The following is a 13342-nucleotide window of genomic DNA, read 5'->3' as shown; positions in this document are numbered from 1 at the left end:
TAGAGTTGGGTTCTGTGCCGTTCACCGTGGGCTTCGACCTCGACATGACCCTCATCGACCCCAGACCGGGCATGGCGGCGGTGATGAACGAAGTCGGCGCCCGCACCGGACACCAGCTGGACGGCGAGCACTTCGCGTCGAACCTCGGCCCGCCCCTCGACATGATCTACCGCGAGATGGGCGTGCCGGAGGAGGAGATCCCGGACCTGGTCACGCTCTTCCGCGCGCTGTACCCCGAGGTCGTGATCCCGGCGACGGTCGCGCTGCCCGGTGCTTCTCACGCCCTGCAGGCCGTCCGGGAGCTGGGTGGCCAGACCATGGTCGTGACGGGCAAGTACCGCAAGAACGCCGCGCTGCACCTCGAAGCTCTCGGCTGGGAGGTCGACCACCTCTACGGCGAGCTGTGGTCGACGGGCAAGGCGGAGTCGCTCAAGTTGCACGGCGCGGCCGTTTACGTCGGTGATCACGTCGGCGACATGCGGGGTGCCGAGGCCGCCGGCGCGCTGGCCGTCGGCGTGGTGACGGGGCCCTGTTCACGCGCTGAGCTGGCAGAAGCGGGCGCCGCGGTCGTGCTGGAGGACCTGCGCGAGTTCCCGGAGTGGCTCAGGACTTCTTCTGGCGTGCTTTCCTGATCACCGCGATGATCCCGAGCGCCAGGCCGATCGCCGGCAGGTAGGTGGCGGCGACGTTCAGCCAGAGCGGCAGGTCGCTGTGGCCCGTGGCGAAGAGCACGAAGACCGCGATGATCGCCAGTACGCCGACGGCGAACAGGCCGATGGCCAGCGGCATCAACTTCGGAGCGGTCATGCGGGCAGCGTAGTCGCGCTAACGGAGGTGCCTTCCGCCTGGTCTTCTGGCTACTCTGGTGAGACGCGTCCTGGGTACGCCTGGGGCGCGTTCGTTGTGCGACAAGCTTGGGAATGGTGAGCGCGGTGCCGACCGGCAAGGTCAAGTGGTACGACACGGAGAAGGGCTTTGGGTTCGTCACCCAGGACGGTGGCGAGGACGTCTACGTCCGCAAAGCCGCGTTGCCTCCGGGTGTCACCGGTTTGAAGGCCGGCCAGCGCATCGAGTTCGGCATGGCGGAGGGCCGGCGCGGCCCGCAGGCGCTGTCGGTGCGCCTGATCGACCCGCAGCCGTCCGTCGCCGAGGCGCGCCGCCGTCCCGCGGAGGAGCTGCACGGCCTGATCGAGGACATGATCAAGCTGCTGGAGAACAAGGTGCAGCCCGACCTGCGCCGCGGCCGCTACCCGTCCGACAAGAAGAGCATGAAGCTCGTCGCCGAGGTCGTCCGGGCGGTGGCGCGGGACCTCGATCCGTAAAAAGATCGGCCGCATGTCTGAAGCTGACAAGATCGTCGAGTTCGTCTACGAGGTCGGCCAGCTCAAACGCCTGCCCAGAGCGGGGTGGCTCTTCGCCGGGGTGCAGAACCCCGAGTCGGTGGCCGCCCACTCGTTCCGGGTGGGCGTGCTGGCGTACGCGATCGCCGTCCAGGAGGGTGCGAACCCGGACCGGGCGGCGACGCTGGGCCTCTTCCACGACGTGCCCGAAGCGCGGATCGGCGACATCCCGTACGTCGGCAAGCTCTACCTCGACGTGAAGATGCCGCCGGAGGAAGTGGCCAGGGACCAGGTGAAGAACCTGCCCGCTCCTCTTGCCGCGCACATCGAGGCGTTGGTCGCCGAGCACGAGTCCGCGAAGGGCGACGACCACACGCCCGAAGCGCGCTGCTCCCGTGACGCCGACAAGCTGGAACTTCTGCTGCAGGCACGGGAGTACCAGGCCGCAGGCGTCACGAAGATGGAGCGCTTCATCCAGACCATGCAGGGATCGGTGGTCACCGACACCGGCAAGGCGCTGATGGACTCGGCCCTGCGGATCGTGCCGAGCGAGTGGTGGGAAGCGTTCGGCAGGCGTTAGCGCGTGATGTCGACGACCCACGAACCGCGCATCAGCGGCTGACCGGTGTCCAGCACCGCGCCGGCCGCCTCGTGCACCTCGATGCGCAGAAGCTGGTCGTTCTGGTTCGGCACGGCCAGCGTGTAGGAGAAGTTCTCGCCCTTGCCGAGCAACGGCGAGGAGCAGCCCTCCTGGACCTTCGCGGCGTTCTCGTACACGCACACGACCTCCCAGAGGCCGTTCGCGAGCTGGCCGTCCACCGAGATCTGCACGACCTTGCCCGCCGGCACCTTCAACGTGCCGGGCGCGTTCTTCTCGGCGCAGTTGGAGCCGTCGATGTCGCAGTAGATCGTCGGCTCGAGGCGGATGGTCTTGCCGTTCGCGTAGAACGTGACCTCGGGGTCGTGCCGAGGCAGAGCGCATCCGGTCAGCACGAGGACGCTGGCGGCCAGGACAGAAGCAAGTCGACGCACGTCAGGCAGCCTACGGGGTCGCAGGAGCCGGCCTGCGGACGAGCCTGTGCAACGACGTCCCGTTGCGGTACAGCCAGGTCTGGGTGAGTCCGAGCGCGAGCAGGACGGCCAGCACCAGGAAGCCGATCCAGAACGTCGCGGGCAGCAGCACGCCCAGCGCGCCGCCGAAGACCCACGCGAGCTGCAGGATCGTCTCGGAGCGGCCGAACGCCGACGCGCGCGACTCCTCCGGCAGGTCGTCCTGGATCACCGCGTCCAGGACGACCTTGGCCAGCGACGACGCCGTGGCGCCCAGCAGGCCGACGATCGCGGCGGTGACCAGGCCGGGCAGCGCCGCGGCCACGATGGTCACGACGAGAGCCGTACCCACGCAGGCGAGGATCACCTCGTCCGGTTTGCCGAACTGCTGGCGTGCGCCGATCGCGTTGCCGAGGAAGCTGCCGGTTCCCGCGGCGGCGGCGATCACGCCGAGCAGGAGCAGCTGCTGGAACGCGTCGCCCTCGGTCTGCGCGCGGACCACGAAGGCCGCGAACAACGTCAGGAACCCGGTCAGCATGCGGATGGAACCGTTGCCCCACAACGCGACCACAACGTGCCGGGAAATGCGTTGCTTGGCGGGCCTGGACGTCAGCGTGGCGGGAACCTCGCCCTCGGTCACCTCGACCCAGGACGGGATCCGCATGCACAGCACCGCGTTCACCAGGCACAGCACCGCGGTGAACCACAGCGCGCCCGGTGAGCCGAACAGCTTCGCGAACCCGGCGGCGAACGCACCGAACACCGCACCGGCAGCGAGGCCGAAGACCGTCATGCGCGCGTTGGTCTTGGACAGCGTGATCTCCGGCGGCAACACGCGCGGGGTGATCGCGGACTTGAGCACCGTGAACGACTTGCTCAGGACCATGCTGCCCAGCGCCGCCGGGTAGAGCAGCCAGTTGTCGAAGTTCAGCGCCATCACGATCGACAGCACGATCCGCACCACGCACGACGCGGCCAGCGCCAGCCGGCGGCCGCGCTGGATCCTGTCCAGCAGCGGGCCGATCACCGGCGCGATCAACGCGAACGGCGCGACCGTGATCAACAGGTACAGGGCGACCTTGGTCTTGGACTCCGCCGACGCGGCGCTGAAGAACAGCGTGTTCGCCAGCGCGACGGCCATCGCGGCATCGGCGGCGTAGTTCATCATCACCGCGTAGGTGACTGACGACATGCCGGACTTCTTGGCACCGTCGGCGTGGGCCGCGCGCCGGAACGCCGCGACGGCCTGCTGCGAGAGCTGCTTGCTGCGGAACCACGCGACGCGCGTGACCGTGAGCTTCTTCGGCGGCTTGGGCGTCGGGGTGGTCTGCTGATCCTGGTTCGGCAGCGGACGGGTGTTCTGGGGACGGCGGGGCGGGGCCTGGAAACCGTGCTCGGACGCGGGACGGGAACGCTGCCGCGGCTGGTACTCGTCGTCCTGCCACGGGTAGCGCCTCGGAGTCGGCTCGTCACTCCACCCGCCGTTGCCCGTCACACCCTCAATCCTGCCCCATTCCGTTGAACCTCACTCGGAAGATGGTGGGCCAGTTCTTGCCTGTGACCAGGAACTCGTTGGTGCCGGGGATGTGCGCGATGCCGTTCAGGACGTCGACGTTCTGGCCCGTCGGCTTGAGCGACGACAGGTCGTAGGCGTCGGTCACCTGGCCGTTGGCGGGGTCGATGCGGACGATCTCGTCGGACTTCCACACGTTCGCCCAGACCTTGCCGCCGACGCACTCCAGCTCGTTCAGCTGGGTGAGCGGCTTGCCGTCGCGGGTGACCTGCACGCTGCCGGTCTCGGAGAACGACTTCGGGTCGCGGAAGGTGAGCTTCGCGCTGCCGTCGCTCATGATCAGCCGCTGACCGTCGTCGCAGATGCCCCAGCCCTCGCCGCTGTAGTTCACCCGGCGGACCTCGTTCAGCGTCTTGCGGTCGCGTTCGATCGCCACGCCGTTGCGCCACGTGATCTGCCAGATGGTGTCGCCGACGACCGTGATGCCTTCGCCGAAGAAGTCCTGCGGAAGATCAACTTTCTTCTGCACGTCGCCGCTCGACGGGTCGAGCGCGCGCATCGTCGACTGGCCCTCGAGCCCGGTGCCCTCGTAGAGGACGCCGTCGACCAGTTCCAACCCCTGGGTGAACGCCGACGAGTCGTGAGGAATCTTTTGCAGGACCTCTACCTGCGGTTTTGTCTCCTGCTGCGGCGAGCAGGCGGCCAGAACCGCGACGATGAACAGCCAGACGGGTGAGCGCACCCCACGGAGGGTGGCACGAGTTTTCGTCCCGGCGAAGACCTGCGGCACAATTCACGACGTGAACGCCACGCAACTGCTCGCCGACGCCGTTGACCTCGCCCGCGCCGCCGCGCAGGAGGAAGCCGGGTTGGAACGCGTCGGCGCTCACGTCGGGGTGCTCGGCGAGGACGAATTCTCGGTGACGCACCTGTTCGAGGCCGAGCACGCGGGCTACCGCGGCTGGAACTGGGCGGTGACCGTCGCCTACGCGGGCGAGGGCACCCCGGTGTCGGTCAGCGAGGTCGTGCTGCTGCCGGGTCAGGACGCTCTGGTCGCGCCCGAGTGGGTGCCGTGGAGCGAGCGGGTCCGCGCCGGCGACCTCGGAGTCGGCGACCTCCTGCCGCCCCGCGAGAACGACCCGCGCCTGGTCGAGGCCTACGTGCAGTCCGACGACCCCGCGGTGGAGGAGGTCGCGCTGGAGATCGGCCTCGGCCGCACGCGCGTGCTGTCCCGCGAGGGCCGCCTCGAGGCCGCGGACCGCTGGGCGTCCTCGGACTTCGGCCCGAAGTCCGACATGGCCCGCAGCGCTCCCGCGCACTGCGGCACGTGCGGCTTCTACACCCGCGTGGCCGGTGCGTTCGGTGCCGCGTTCGGCGTGTGCGCCAACGAGATCTCGCCCGCGGACGGCCACGTCGTGCACGTCGAGTACGGCTGCGGCGCGCACTCGGAGGTCGAGGTCGAGATGGGTTCGATCGTCCCGGTCGCCGATCTCGTCTACGACGACGCGCAGCTGGACGTCTCGGAGTGACCGACCCGTTCGGCACCGAGGCCCTGCGCACCTCGGTCCTCGCCGCGTGGCGTGGTTCGCCCACCCGCTTCCGCGAAGACGCGAACGCTGAGGAAGACCTCCGTCTCGGTGGTTACCGGGACCGTCTGCTCGTCGAGCTCGCCCAGAACGCGGCCGACGCGGCCGGCGCAGAGCCGGGTGTGTTGCGGATCACTCTGGTGGACGGCGAGCTGCGTGCCGCCAACACCGGTGCACCGCTGACCGCCGCCGGTGTCGCCGCGCTGGCCTCGCTGCGGGCCTCGGCCAAGGAGTCCGGCGTCGGCCAGTTCGGTGTCGGTTTCGCGGCCGTGCTGGCCGTGACGGACGCGCCCCGGGTCGTTTCCACCTCCGGCGGCGTGGAGTTCTCCGCCGCGCGGACGCGTGCAGAGGTCCCGGAGCTGGCGTCGGAGCGCGGCGGGGACGTGCCGGTGCTGCGCCTGGTCTGGCCGTGCGCAGAAGAGGTTCCCGCCGGTTTCACGACCGAGGTCCGGCTGCCGCTGAAGGTCGACCTCTCGCTCGACGACTTCGTGGACGAGGTGCCGGACCTGCTGCTCGCGCTGCCGGGTCTGCGGCGCATCGAGATCGGCTCCCAGTCGTGGGAACGCTTCGTCACCGCGGACGGCGTGGTCACCATCGGCTCGTCGCGCTGGCTCGTCGAGCGCACGACCGGTGAGCTGCCCACCGAGCTGGTGCAGGGCGTCGAGCACCGTCCCCATTGGACGGTCGTCTGGGCGTACCCGCTGGACTCGGAGCTCGGCGAGGACGTGCTGCACGCGCCGACGCCGACCGACGAACGCTTGTCGTTGCCGGCCCGTCTGATCGCGACCACACCGGTCGAGCCGTCACGCCGCCGCGTGCTGCCCGGCGCCGCCGCCTGGTCGGTGCTGGACGCCGCCGCCGCGCTGTACCCGGCGCTGGTGCAGCGGGTGCCCGCGGTCGAGCGGACCGCTCTGGTGCCGCTGCCGGGCTTCCCCTTGTCCGAAGTGGACGATCGGCTGCGCACCGCCGTGCTGCGAGAGCTGCGCGCCGCCTCGTGGCTGCCGCTGGCTTCCGGCGAGTGGATCACTCCTGCGCGCGCTCGCGTGCTGGACGTCGGCTCCGAGGAGCTCGTCGAGCTGGTCGAGGACGCGCTGCCGGGCCTGCTGGACGCCGAGCTGTCCGCGCCGGTGCACGCCAAGGCGTTGGCAGCGCTGGAAGTTCCGCGGGTGTCGACCGCCGAGGTGGTGGCCGCGCTGGCCGGTGTCGACGGCGATCCCGGTTGGTGGCGGGACGTCTACGCCGCCTTCGAGCCGTTGGCCGAGGTCGATCCGGAGGTGCGCGAGGCGCTGCAGTCGTTGCCCGTGCCGCTGGCCGATGGGCGCACGGTCACCGGGCCGCGCACGACCCTGATCGCGGACGAGCCGTTGCCCGGTCTGCGGGTGGTGCACCCGGACGCCGTTCATCCGCTGCTGGTGCGGCTGGGCGCGGTCGAGGCCGGAGCTGTCGAGCTGCTGGCCGATCCTTCGTTGCGGGAGAACGTCGCCCGCTCGGTGGAGGACGCCGAGGCCGGTCTCGACGGCGAGGACCTGATCGAAACCGTGCTGCGCCTGGTCGACCGCGCGGCGCTGCGTGCGGGCGAGGAACCGTGGCTGGGCGCGCTGGCGTTGCCCGACGCTTCCGGTGAGTGGCACCGGGCGGACGAGCTGCTGATGCCCGACTCCGCTCTGGTCGGCGTGGTCGAGGCGGACGCGTTTCCGTTGTTGTCCAAGGAGATCGCCGACGCCTACCCGCGGGCCGCCCTGGTCGCCGTCGGTGTGGTCGACACGTTCTCCGTGGTGATCGACGACGAGCCGTCCGGACCGGACCACGACCTGCCGGACGAGTCCGCGTGGTGGTCGTCCATGGCGGACGAGCCTCGTCGCGTGGTGGCCGTGCGGGATCTGGACCTGGTGGCGGACTGGCCGGCCGCGTTGCGGTTGCTGGCCTCGGATCCGGTGACGTGGCGTGCGGTCACCGAGCCCGACGGCTACACGGGCTGGTGGATCGCCCGGCACGCAACGCTTGCCGGAAAGGCGCCGCGCGAGTACCGGCTGGCCGAGGCCTCGTTGCTGGACGGGCTCTTCGACGCCGTGCCCGAGCTGGAGCTGCCGGAACACGTGTTGCGGGCGGCCGGAGTCCGGTCGCGGCTGGAGATCTGGGACGACGACGATGCCGAGTTCGTCCTGGAGCGGCTCGGGGATCCGGACCGGGCCATCGCGGACGCGGTCGTGCTGCGGGCCCATGCGGCTTTGCCTGAAGGAGATTTCGCGCCGCCTGAGCGCGTGCGGGTGCTTTCCGGTGAGGTCGTGTCCGCCGACGACGTGGTGGTGCTCGACCACCCGTGGCTGCTCGGGGTCGTGCCGCCATCCCGGGTGTTGCTCGCGGACGGGTCCGAGGAGCTGGCGGATCTGCTGGACCTCGCGCTCGCTTCCGAGGAGTTCGGCGGGTCGCCGGACCACGTCGGTGAGGTCGTGCGGTGGCAGGACCTCGCGGCGGTGCGGATGGCCTGCGAGCTGCTCGAGGTCGCGCTGCCGGACGGGGTCGTCGTCGTGCACGAGGAGCTCGTGGTCGACGGGCAGCGCGTCGAGTGGTGGATGGCGGACGGTGTGCCGCACGCCGCCGACACCCCCGAGGGCCTGGCGCGCGCACTCGCGTGGGTGACGGAGCGGTGGGAGGACCGGCACACGTTCGCCGCGCTGATCACCGATCCCAGTGCGGCTACGTTGTTGGGCTGATTTTGTGGGTCGTCCCCGGTTGCGTTCGGCCCTCGCCGCTCGCCTGCGGCCTCGCGAGACGTTCGTGGCGACTACCTGTCTGACGGCTGCAGTTCTGCTGGGCTGGCGGGAGGGTCTTCGTGTTGCTTCTGCTTGCGGAAGCGTGGGCGGGGCCTGGCTATGTCGCCGCGCCTCACCAGGATGATCCACGCGGTGATCGACACCAGCATCGACACCGCGCCGCCCACCACGATCGGCGCGCGGCCGTTGATCTCGCCCAGCCAGCCCATCAGCGGGCCGCCCACCGGGTTGCCGCCGAGGAACACGAGCATGTAGATGCCCATCACCCGGCCGCGCATCTCCGGTTCGACCGCCAGCTGGATGGTGGCGTTGGCGGTGGTGTTGAAGGTCATCATCGCGATGCCCACCGGGATCATCATCAGGCCGGTCAGGAGCATCGTCGGCATCAGGCCGGAGATGGCTTCCAGCAGGCCGAAGACGATGCCGGAGCCGATGAACACGGTCAGTCGGGGCGTCTTGCGGCGGGCCGCCCAGGCCGCGCCCGCGAAGGTGCCGACCGCGATCAGCGTGGAGAGGAGGCCGTAGGCGTCGGCGTCGCCGCCGAAGACGTTGCGGGCCATGATCGCCAGGGTCATGTAGAAGTTCATGCCGAACGTGGCGATGAAGAGGACCAGGAGCATCACGGTCAGCAGGTCCGGGCGGCCGCGGACGTAGCGGAGGCCGGAGAGCAGCTGGCCCTTCTCGCGCGGCAGCGGGTCGGAGCGGAGAAGCTCGGACGTGCGCATCAGCCAGATGCCGAGCACGACGCCCACGAAGCTGATGGCGTTGGCCAGGAAGACCCAGCCGGTGCCGATGGCCACGATCGTCACGCCGGCGATGGCCGGGCCGATGATGCGGGCCAGGTTGAACATCATCGAGTTGATCGCCACGGCGTTGGTCAGGGACTCGCGGCCGACCATCTCGACGACGAACGACTGGCGCACCGGGGTTTCCACCGCGGAGAAGCAGCCCAGCAGGAAGCAGAGCACCAGGACGTGCCAGAGCTGCACGACGCCGGTGACGTCCAGCAGGCCCAGCGCCAGCGCGCAGACACCCAGCGCGGATTCGAGCCAAAGCAACAACTTGCGCTTGTCCAGGCGGTCGGCGAGCACGCCGCCCCACATGGAGAACAGGAGCACGGGCAGGAACTGGAGGGAGGCGGCGATGCCCAGGGCGACGGGGGAGCCGTTGGTGAGCTCCAGGACCAGCCAGTCCTGGGCCACGCGCTGCATCCAGACGCCGACCAGCGAGATGATCTGGCCGGAGGCGTACAAGCGATAGTTGTAGATGCCCAACGATCCGAACATGCCGGTACGACGAGGTGGGGAACTGTCCGCTCCACCACCCGCGTAACCCGCCACGTTCCTACTGCCCCGCCATCCTGTCGATGATCTCGGCGGCACGGGAGAGCAGCTCCCGTTCCTCCGGTTCGAGCTCTGCCAGCCGCTTGTCCAGCCACGCCTCGCGCGCGGTGATCTCGTCCTTCAGGTACGACAAGCCTTCGCCGGTCAGCTCGACGATGGCTTGACGGCCGTCGGTGGGGTGCGGGCTGCGCGTCGCGAAGCCGAACTCCTCGAGGGCGGCGATCACGCGCGTCATCGACGGCGGTTGCACGCCTTCCTTGGCCGCGAGCTCTCCCGGGGTCAGCGGTCCGCACTTGTGCAGTGTGGACAGCGCGGACACCTGCGTGAGCGACACCGACGAGTTGGTGCGCTGTGCCCGCAGGCGACGGTTGAGGCGGACGACGGCGAGTCTGAGCTTGCTCGCCAGTCCGTGCTGTTCGGTCGCCACGTAGTTAGCATACCTCACGAAATAGTTTCCTGCCGAAAGGTCAGCTGAGCAGGCTCTGGATCGGTCCCAGTGCGAAGTAGACGACGAAGGCGCCGGCCACGATCCACATCAGCGGGTGGATGCCGCGTGCCCTGCCGGTCAGAGCCCTGAGAAGCACGTAGCTCACGAAGCCCGCACCGATGCCGTTCGCGATCGAGTAGGTGAACGGCATGACGACGATGGTGAGGAACGCGGGCAGCGCCACCGTGAAGTCGGTGAAGTCGATCTCGCGGATCTGCATCATCATCAGCGCGCCGACGATCACCAGTGCGGGAGCGGCCGCCTCGATCGGGATGACCTGGTAGAGCGGCGTGAAGAACATCGCCAGCAGGAACAGCACACCGGTCACGACGTTCGCGAGGCCCGTCCGCGCGCCCTCCGCGATGCCGGACGCCGACTCGATGTAGACGGTGTTCGACGAGCTGGACGCGGCACCGCCGGCCACGGCGCCGAGGCCGTCGACGAACAGTGCCTTGCTGACGTTCGGCAGCTGGCCGTCCTTGTCGATGAGGTCCGCTTCCTTGCCCAGACCGGTCATCGTGCCGACGGTGTCGAAGAAGTCGGTGAGGACCAGGGTGAAGACGATCAACGCGGCCGCGAGCGCGGGCAGTCGCGTCCAGGCGCCGAACGACACCTCGCCGAGCAGCGACAGGTCCGGCACGCCGAACACCTTGTCCGGCAGGGCCGGGTAGCCGAGGTTCCAGCCCCTGACGTTGGTGCCGGCCGACGGGCCCGCCTTCACGATCGCCTCGAGGACGATCGCGAAGATCGCCGTGGCGACGATGCCGATGAGGATCGCGCCCTTGATCCTGCGTGCGAAGAGGACGCCGGTGACCACGAGTCCGACCACGAAGACGAGGGTCGGCCAGCTCGCGATCGACCCGTTGATGCCGAGACCGACCGGCACGGTGGTGTTGGCGGCGTCCGGCAGGCGGCGCACGAAACCGGCGTCGACCAGGCCGATGAAGGTGATGAACAGGCCGATGCCGACCGCGATGGCGGCCTTGAGCTCGTTCGGCACGGCGTTGAACACCGCGGTCCGCACGCCCGTGACCACCAGGAGGAGGACGACCAGGCCGTTGACCAGGACGAGGCCCATCGCCTCCGGCCACGACACCTTGGCCGCGACGGAGACCGCCACGAACGAGTTGATGCCCAGGCCGGTCGCGAGCGCGAACGGGTAGTTCGCGATCAGTCCGAACAGGATGGTCATCACGCCGGCCACCAGCGCGGTGACCGCTGCGACCTGGCCGACGGGGAGGATGTTGCCGAGGACGTCGGGGTGCGCACCCGGCCCCGTCGGAGCGAAGCTGCCGATGATCAACGGGTTGAGCACCACGATGTAGGCCATCGTGAAGAAGGTCACGACGCCGCCGCGGACTTCGCGCGCCACGGTCGACCCGCGCTCCGAAATCTTGAAGAACCCGTCCAGCATCTGGTCTCCTAACGATGTGTCCGAACGCGACTCCGCCCCTCATCCGCCGCCGCTGCCGCATCGGCTGGCAGACCCCGTGCCGGTGGTGCTGGGTGGTACCGCGCTGTGGTTCCTCGGTTTTTTCGTCGTGCTGGTGGTCGACCGCTCCAACAGCACGCTGCTGTGGACGACCCTGTCGGGCGGTCTGCTCGGGATCATCGGCTACGGAGTGTTCTACTGGCAACGCCGGGCCGCGAGGCGAGGGTCACGTACCGCCCAGCAAGGCCTCGACGACGCCTAGCCGCGCATGATCGCCGTCACCGACTGGGTCCGGCTGCTGATCGTCTGCGTGGTCTTCACGGCCGCCGCGGGGGCGATCGCGTGGGCGACGGGACTCGCCACCCCGAAGCCGTTCCTCAAGGCCGCCGCCCGTGCCGTGCTGCAGCTCGCGGCGGTCTCGGCGGTGATCACGTTCGTCCTCACCCACCTGGGGCTGACGGGGGTCTTCCTCGTCGTCATGGTGGTCGTGGCGACGGCCACGTCGGCCAGGCGCACCAGGACCGGCTGGAACGGTGTCTGGGTCGGGACGGCGATCCTGATCGGCACGGTGCCGGCGCTCGTGCTGATGATCGGCATCGGGCTCCTGCCGGTCGAGGGCATCGCCCTGATCCCGGTCGGCGGCATTCTGATCGGCGGCGCGATGTCCGCGACGACCCTCTCGGCGAGAAGGGCCCTCGACGCGCTGAGAGACCGTCACGGCGAGTACGAGGCCGCGCTGGCGTTGGGATTCCTGGAGCCGACCGCGGCCAGGTTGATCATCCGTCACCCCTCGGCCGAGGCGTTGCTGCCGGCGCTCGACCAAACCAGGACGGTCGGCCTTGTCACCCTTCCGGGTGCGTTTGTCGGGATGCTGCTCGGAGGGGCTCCCGTTTGGCAGGCGGGCGCACTGCAACTCGTGGTCCTGCTCGCGTTGCTCGCCGTCGAAGTGGCCGCCGTCGCCACCGTGGTCGAGCTGATCGCGAGAGGCCTCGTCAGACGGGCTTCCCAACAAGGCGAAGTTAGGCTAACCTAAGTCACGTCGCTTCGTGGTGGGAGCGGCAGTCAGTTCGGGAACGGACGAGGCCCCCGCTCTGGGCAGAGCGGGGGCCTCGTCGTATCCGGCGGGCGGGAGGCTTTGTCGGAGCACCCACCGCCGAAGCATCAGCCGAGCTGCAGGCCGTTCTTGCCGGCGCGGGCAGCCTCGAAGCGGGCGGAGACGTCCTCCCAGTTGACGACGTTCCACAGCGCCGAGATGTAGTCGGCCTTCAGGTTGCGGTACTGCAGGTAGTACGCGTGCTCCCAGATGTCGAACGCGAGCAGCGGCGTGGTCGCGATCGACAGGTTCGAGTGGTGGTCCTTGAGCTGCTGGGTGATCAGCTTCTGGCCGACCGGCTCCCACGCGAGGATGCCCCAGCCGGAGCCCTGGATGCTCGAAGCGGCCGCGTTGAGCTGCGCGCGGAACTTGTCGAACGAGCCGAAGTGCTCGTCGATGGCCGCCGCGAGCTCACCGACCGGCTTGTCGCCACCGTTCGGGCTGAGGTTCTTCCACCACACCTGGTGCAGCGCGTGACCGGCCAGGTGGAACGCCAGCGTGGTCTCCAGGCCGACGATGCCCCCGAAGTTCTCCTTGTCGCGGGCCTCCTCGATCTGCTCCAGCGTGTCGTTCGCGCCCTTCACGTACGCCGCGTGGTGCTTGCCGTGGTGCAGCTCGTTGATCTCGCCGATGATCGCCGGCTCCAGGTCGCCGTAGTCGTAGTCGAGATCCGGCAGCACGTACTGGGCCATGACATCTCCCCATTTGCAATCACTTGGTACTT

15 protein-coding genes are annotated in these 13342 nt (G+C 69.3%); 7 read left to right on the top strand and 8 right to left on the bottom strand.

Translation table 11 applies throughout. From position 1 onward, the window contains the following. The first annotated feature begins 14 nt into the window (after positions 1-14). On the top strand, positions 15-632 hold the full coding sequence (locus C8D87_RS28410; RefSeq protein ID WP_109633124.1) for an HAD family hydrolase: 618 nt from the start codon (positions 15-17) through the stop codon (positions 630-632). Here C8D87_RS28410 and C8D87_RS28405 read toward each other — a convergent pair. After that, positions 604-807 (bottom strand): hypothetical protein, encoded by a 204-nt coding sequence (locus tag C8D87_RS28405; protein ID WP_112228997.1) that lies wholly within the window; start codon positions 805-807, stop codon positions 604-606. The genes C8D87_RS28410 and C8D87_RS28405 overlap by 29 nt on opposite strands. A 125-nt stretch (positions 808-932) precedes the next feature. On the opposite strand from C8D87_RS28405, the gene C8D87_RS28400 reads away from it, so the two are divergent. After that, positions 933-1322: a cold-shock protein gene (locus C8D87_RS28400; protein ID WP_030470853.1), complete on the top strand. Its 390-nt coding sequence runs from the start codon at positions 933-935 to the stop codon at positions 1320-1322. A 13-nt stretch (positions 1323-1335) separates the two neighbouring features. Then, the gene (locus C8D87_RS28395; protein ID WP_112228996.1) at positions 1336-1920 is read left to right on the top strand and encodes an HD domain-containing protein; all 585 of its coding nucleotides are present in this window, start codon (positions 1336-1338) and stop codon (positions 1918-1920) included. Here C8D87_RS28395 and C8D87_RS28390 read toward each other — a convergent pair. The 3 genes from C8D87_RS28390 to C8D87_RS28380 are packed head-to-tail and all read right to left on the bottom strand — an operon-like array spanning position 1917 to position 4645. After that, a complete protein-coding gene (locus C8D87_RS28390; protein ID WP_170166610.1) occupies positions 1917-2372 on the bottom strand; it encodes a DUF2771 family protein in 456 nt (151 codons plus the stop codon). The genes C8D87_RS28395 and C8D87_RS28390 overlap by 4 nt on opposite strands. A 10-nt stretch (positions 2373-2382) precedes the next feature. After that, positions 2383-3885 (bottom strand): MFS transporter, encoded by a 1503-nt coding sequence (locus C8D87_RS28385; protein ID WP_233442325.1) that lies wholly within the window; start codon positions 3883-3885, stop codon positions 2383-2385. A gap of 4 nt (positions 3886-3889) precedes the next feature. Continuing rightward, the gene (locus C8D87_RS28380; RefSeq protein ID WP_109633126.1) at positions 3890-4645 is read right to left on the bottom strand and encodes a glutaminyl-peptide cyclotransferase; all 756 of its coding nucleotides are present in this window, start codon (positions 4643-4645) and stop codon (positions 3890-3892) included. Between the two features lie 58 nt (positions 4646-4703). Here C8D87_RS28380 and C8D87_RS28375 point away from each other — a divergent pair, with 58 nt between their 5' ends. Both C8D87_RS28375 and C8D87_RS28370 read left to right on the top strand, forming a co-directional pair. After that, positions 4704-5432, top strand: a complete 729-nt coding sequence (locus tag C8D87_RS28375) for a DUF3027 domain-containing protein (RefSeq protein WP_233439177.1) — start codon at positions 4704-4706, stop codon at positions 5430-5432. Beyond that, positions 5429-8203 (top strand): sacsin N-terminal ATP-binding-like domain-containing protein, encoded by a 2775-nt coding sequence (locus C8D87_RS28370; protein ID WP_112228993.1) that lies wholly within the window; start codon positions 5429-5431, stop codon positions 8201-8203. The genes C8D87_RS28375 and C8D87_RS28370 overlap by 4 nt, the downstream gene beginning before the upstream one ends. Before the next feature lie 71 nt (positions 8204-8274). Here the strand turns inward: C8D87_RS28370 and C8D87_RS28365 are convergent, their stop codons facing one another. Genes C8D87_RS28365 through C8D87_RS28355 form a run of 3 tightly spaced genes read right to left on the bottom strand, consistent with a single transcriptional unit; the run spans position 8275 to position 11507 of the window. Then, on the bottom strand, positions 8275-9549 hold the full coding sequence (locus tag C8D87_RS28365; RefSeq protein WP_112228992.1) for an MFS transporter: 1275 nt from the start codon (positions 9547-9549) through the stop codon (positions 8275-8277). Positions 9550-9607: 58 nt separating this feature from the next. Further along, positions 9608-10033: a MarR family winged helix-turn-helix transcriptional regulator gene (locus C8D87_RS28360; RefSeq protein ID WP_112228991.1), complete on the bottom strand. Its 426-nt coding sequence runs from the start codon at positions 10031-10033 to the stop codon at positions 9608-9610. A 40-nt stretch (positions 10034-10073) separates the two neighbouring features. Continuing rightward, positions 10074-11507, bottom strand: a complete 1434-nt coding sequence (locus C8D87_RS28355; RefSeq protein WP_112228990.1) for an NCS2 family permease — start codon at positions 11505-11507, stop codon at positions 10074-10076. 16 nt (positions 11508-11523) lie between these two features. Between C8D87_RS28355 and C8D87_RS28350 the strand changes: the two genes are divergently transcribed. Both C8D87_RS28350 and C8D87_RS28345 read left to right on the top strand, forming a co-directional pair. Then, positions 11524-11787, top strand: coding sequence for a DUF2530 domain-containing protein (locus tag C8D87_RS28350; RefSeq protein ID WP_198681039.1), 264 nt, complete (start codon positions 11524-11526; stop codon positions 11785-11787). A gap of 6 nt (positions 11788-11793) precedes the next feature. Then, positions 11794-12558 carry an ABC transporter permease gene (locus C8D87_RS28345; RefSeq protein ID WP_112228989.1) on the top strand — a complete coding sequence of 255 codons (765 nt, stop codon included), beginning with the start codon at positions 11794-11796 and terminating at the stop codon, positions 12556-12558. A 128-nt stretch (positions 12559-12686) separates the two neighbouring features. Here the strand turns inward: C8D87_RS28345 and C8D87_RS28340 are convergent, their stop codons facing one another. Further along, the gene (locus C8D87_RS28340; protein ID WP_109631748.1) at positions 12687-13310 is read right to left on the bottom strand and encodes a superoxide dismutase; all 624 of its coding nucleotides are present in this window, start codon (positions 13308-13310) and stop codon (positions 12687-12689) included. Positions 13311-13342: the final 32 nt, after the last annotated feature.

The sequence above is a fragment of the Lentzea atacamensis genome (genome assembly GCF_003269295.1).
GTDB classification, from domain to species: Bacteria; Actinomycetota; Actinomycetes; order Mycobacteriales; family Pseudonocardiaceae; genus Lentzea; species Lentzea atacamensis.
The sequence above is the reverse complement of the archived record's forward strand: the minus strand, read 5'-3'. Positions and strand labels throughout refer to the sequence as shown.

Coding starts and splice junctions, on each gene's coding strand:
- C8D87_RS28405 (WP_112228997.1), bottom strand. CDS start 807: ATGACCGCTCCGAAGTTGATGCCGCTGGCCATCGGCCTGTTCGCCGTC.
- C8D87_RS28395 (WP_112228996.1), top strand. CDS start 1,336: ATGTCTGAAGCTGACAAGATCGTCGAGTTCGTCTACGAGGTCGGCCAG.
- C8D87_RS28365 (WP_112228992.1), bottom strand. CDS start 9,549: ATGTTCGGATCGTTGGGCATCTACAACTATCGCTTGTACGCCTCCGGC.
- C8D87_RS28355 (WP_112228990.1), bottom strand. CDS start 11,507: ATGCTGGACGGGTTCTTCAAGATTTCGGAGCGCGGGTCGACCGTGGCG.
- C8D87_RS28345 (WP_112228989.1), top strand. CDS start 11,794: ATGATCGCCGTCACCGACTGGGTCCGGCTGCTGATCGTCTGCGTGGTC.
- C8D87_RS28340 (WP_109631748.1), bottom strand. CDS start 13,310: ATGGCCCAGTACGTGCTGCCGGATCTCGACTACGACTACGGCGACCTG.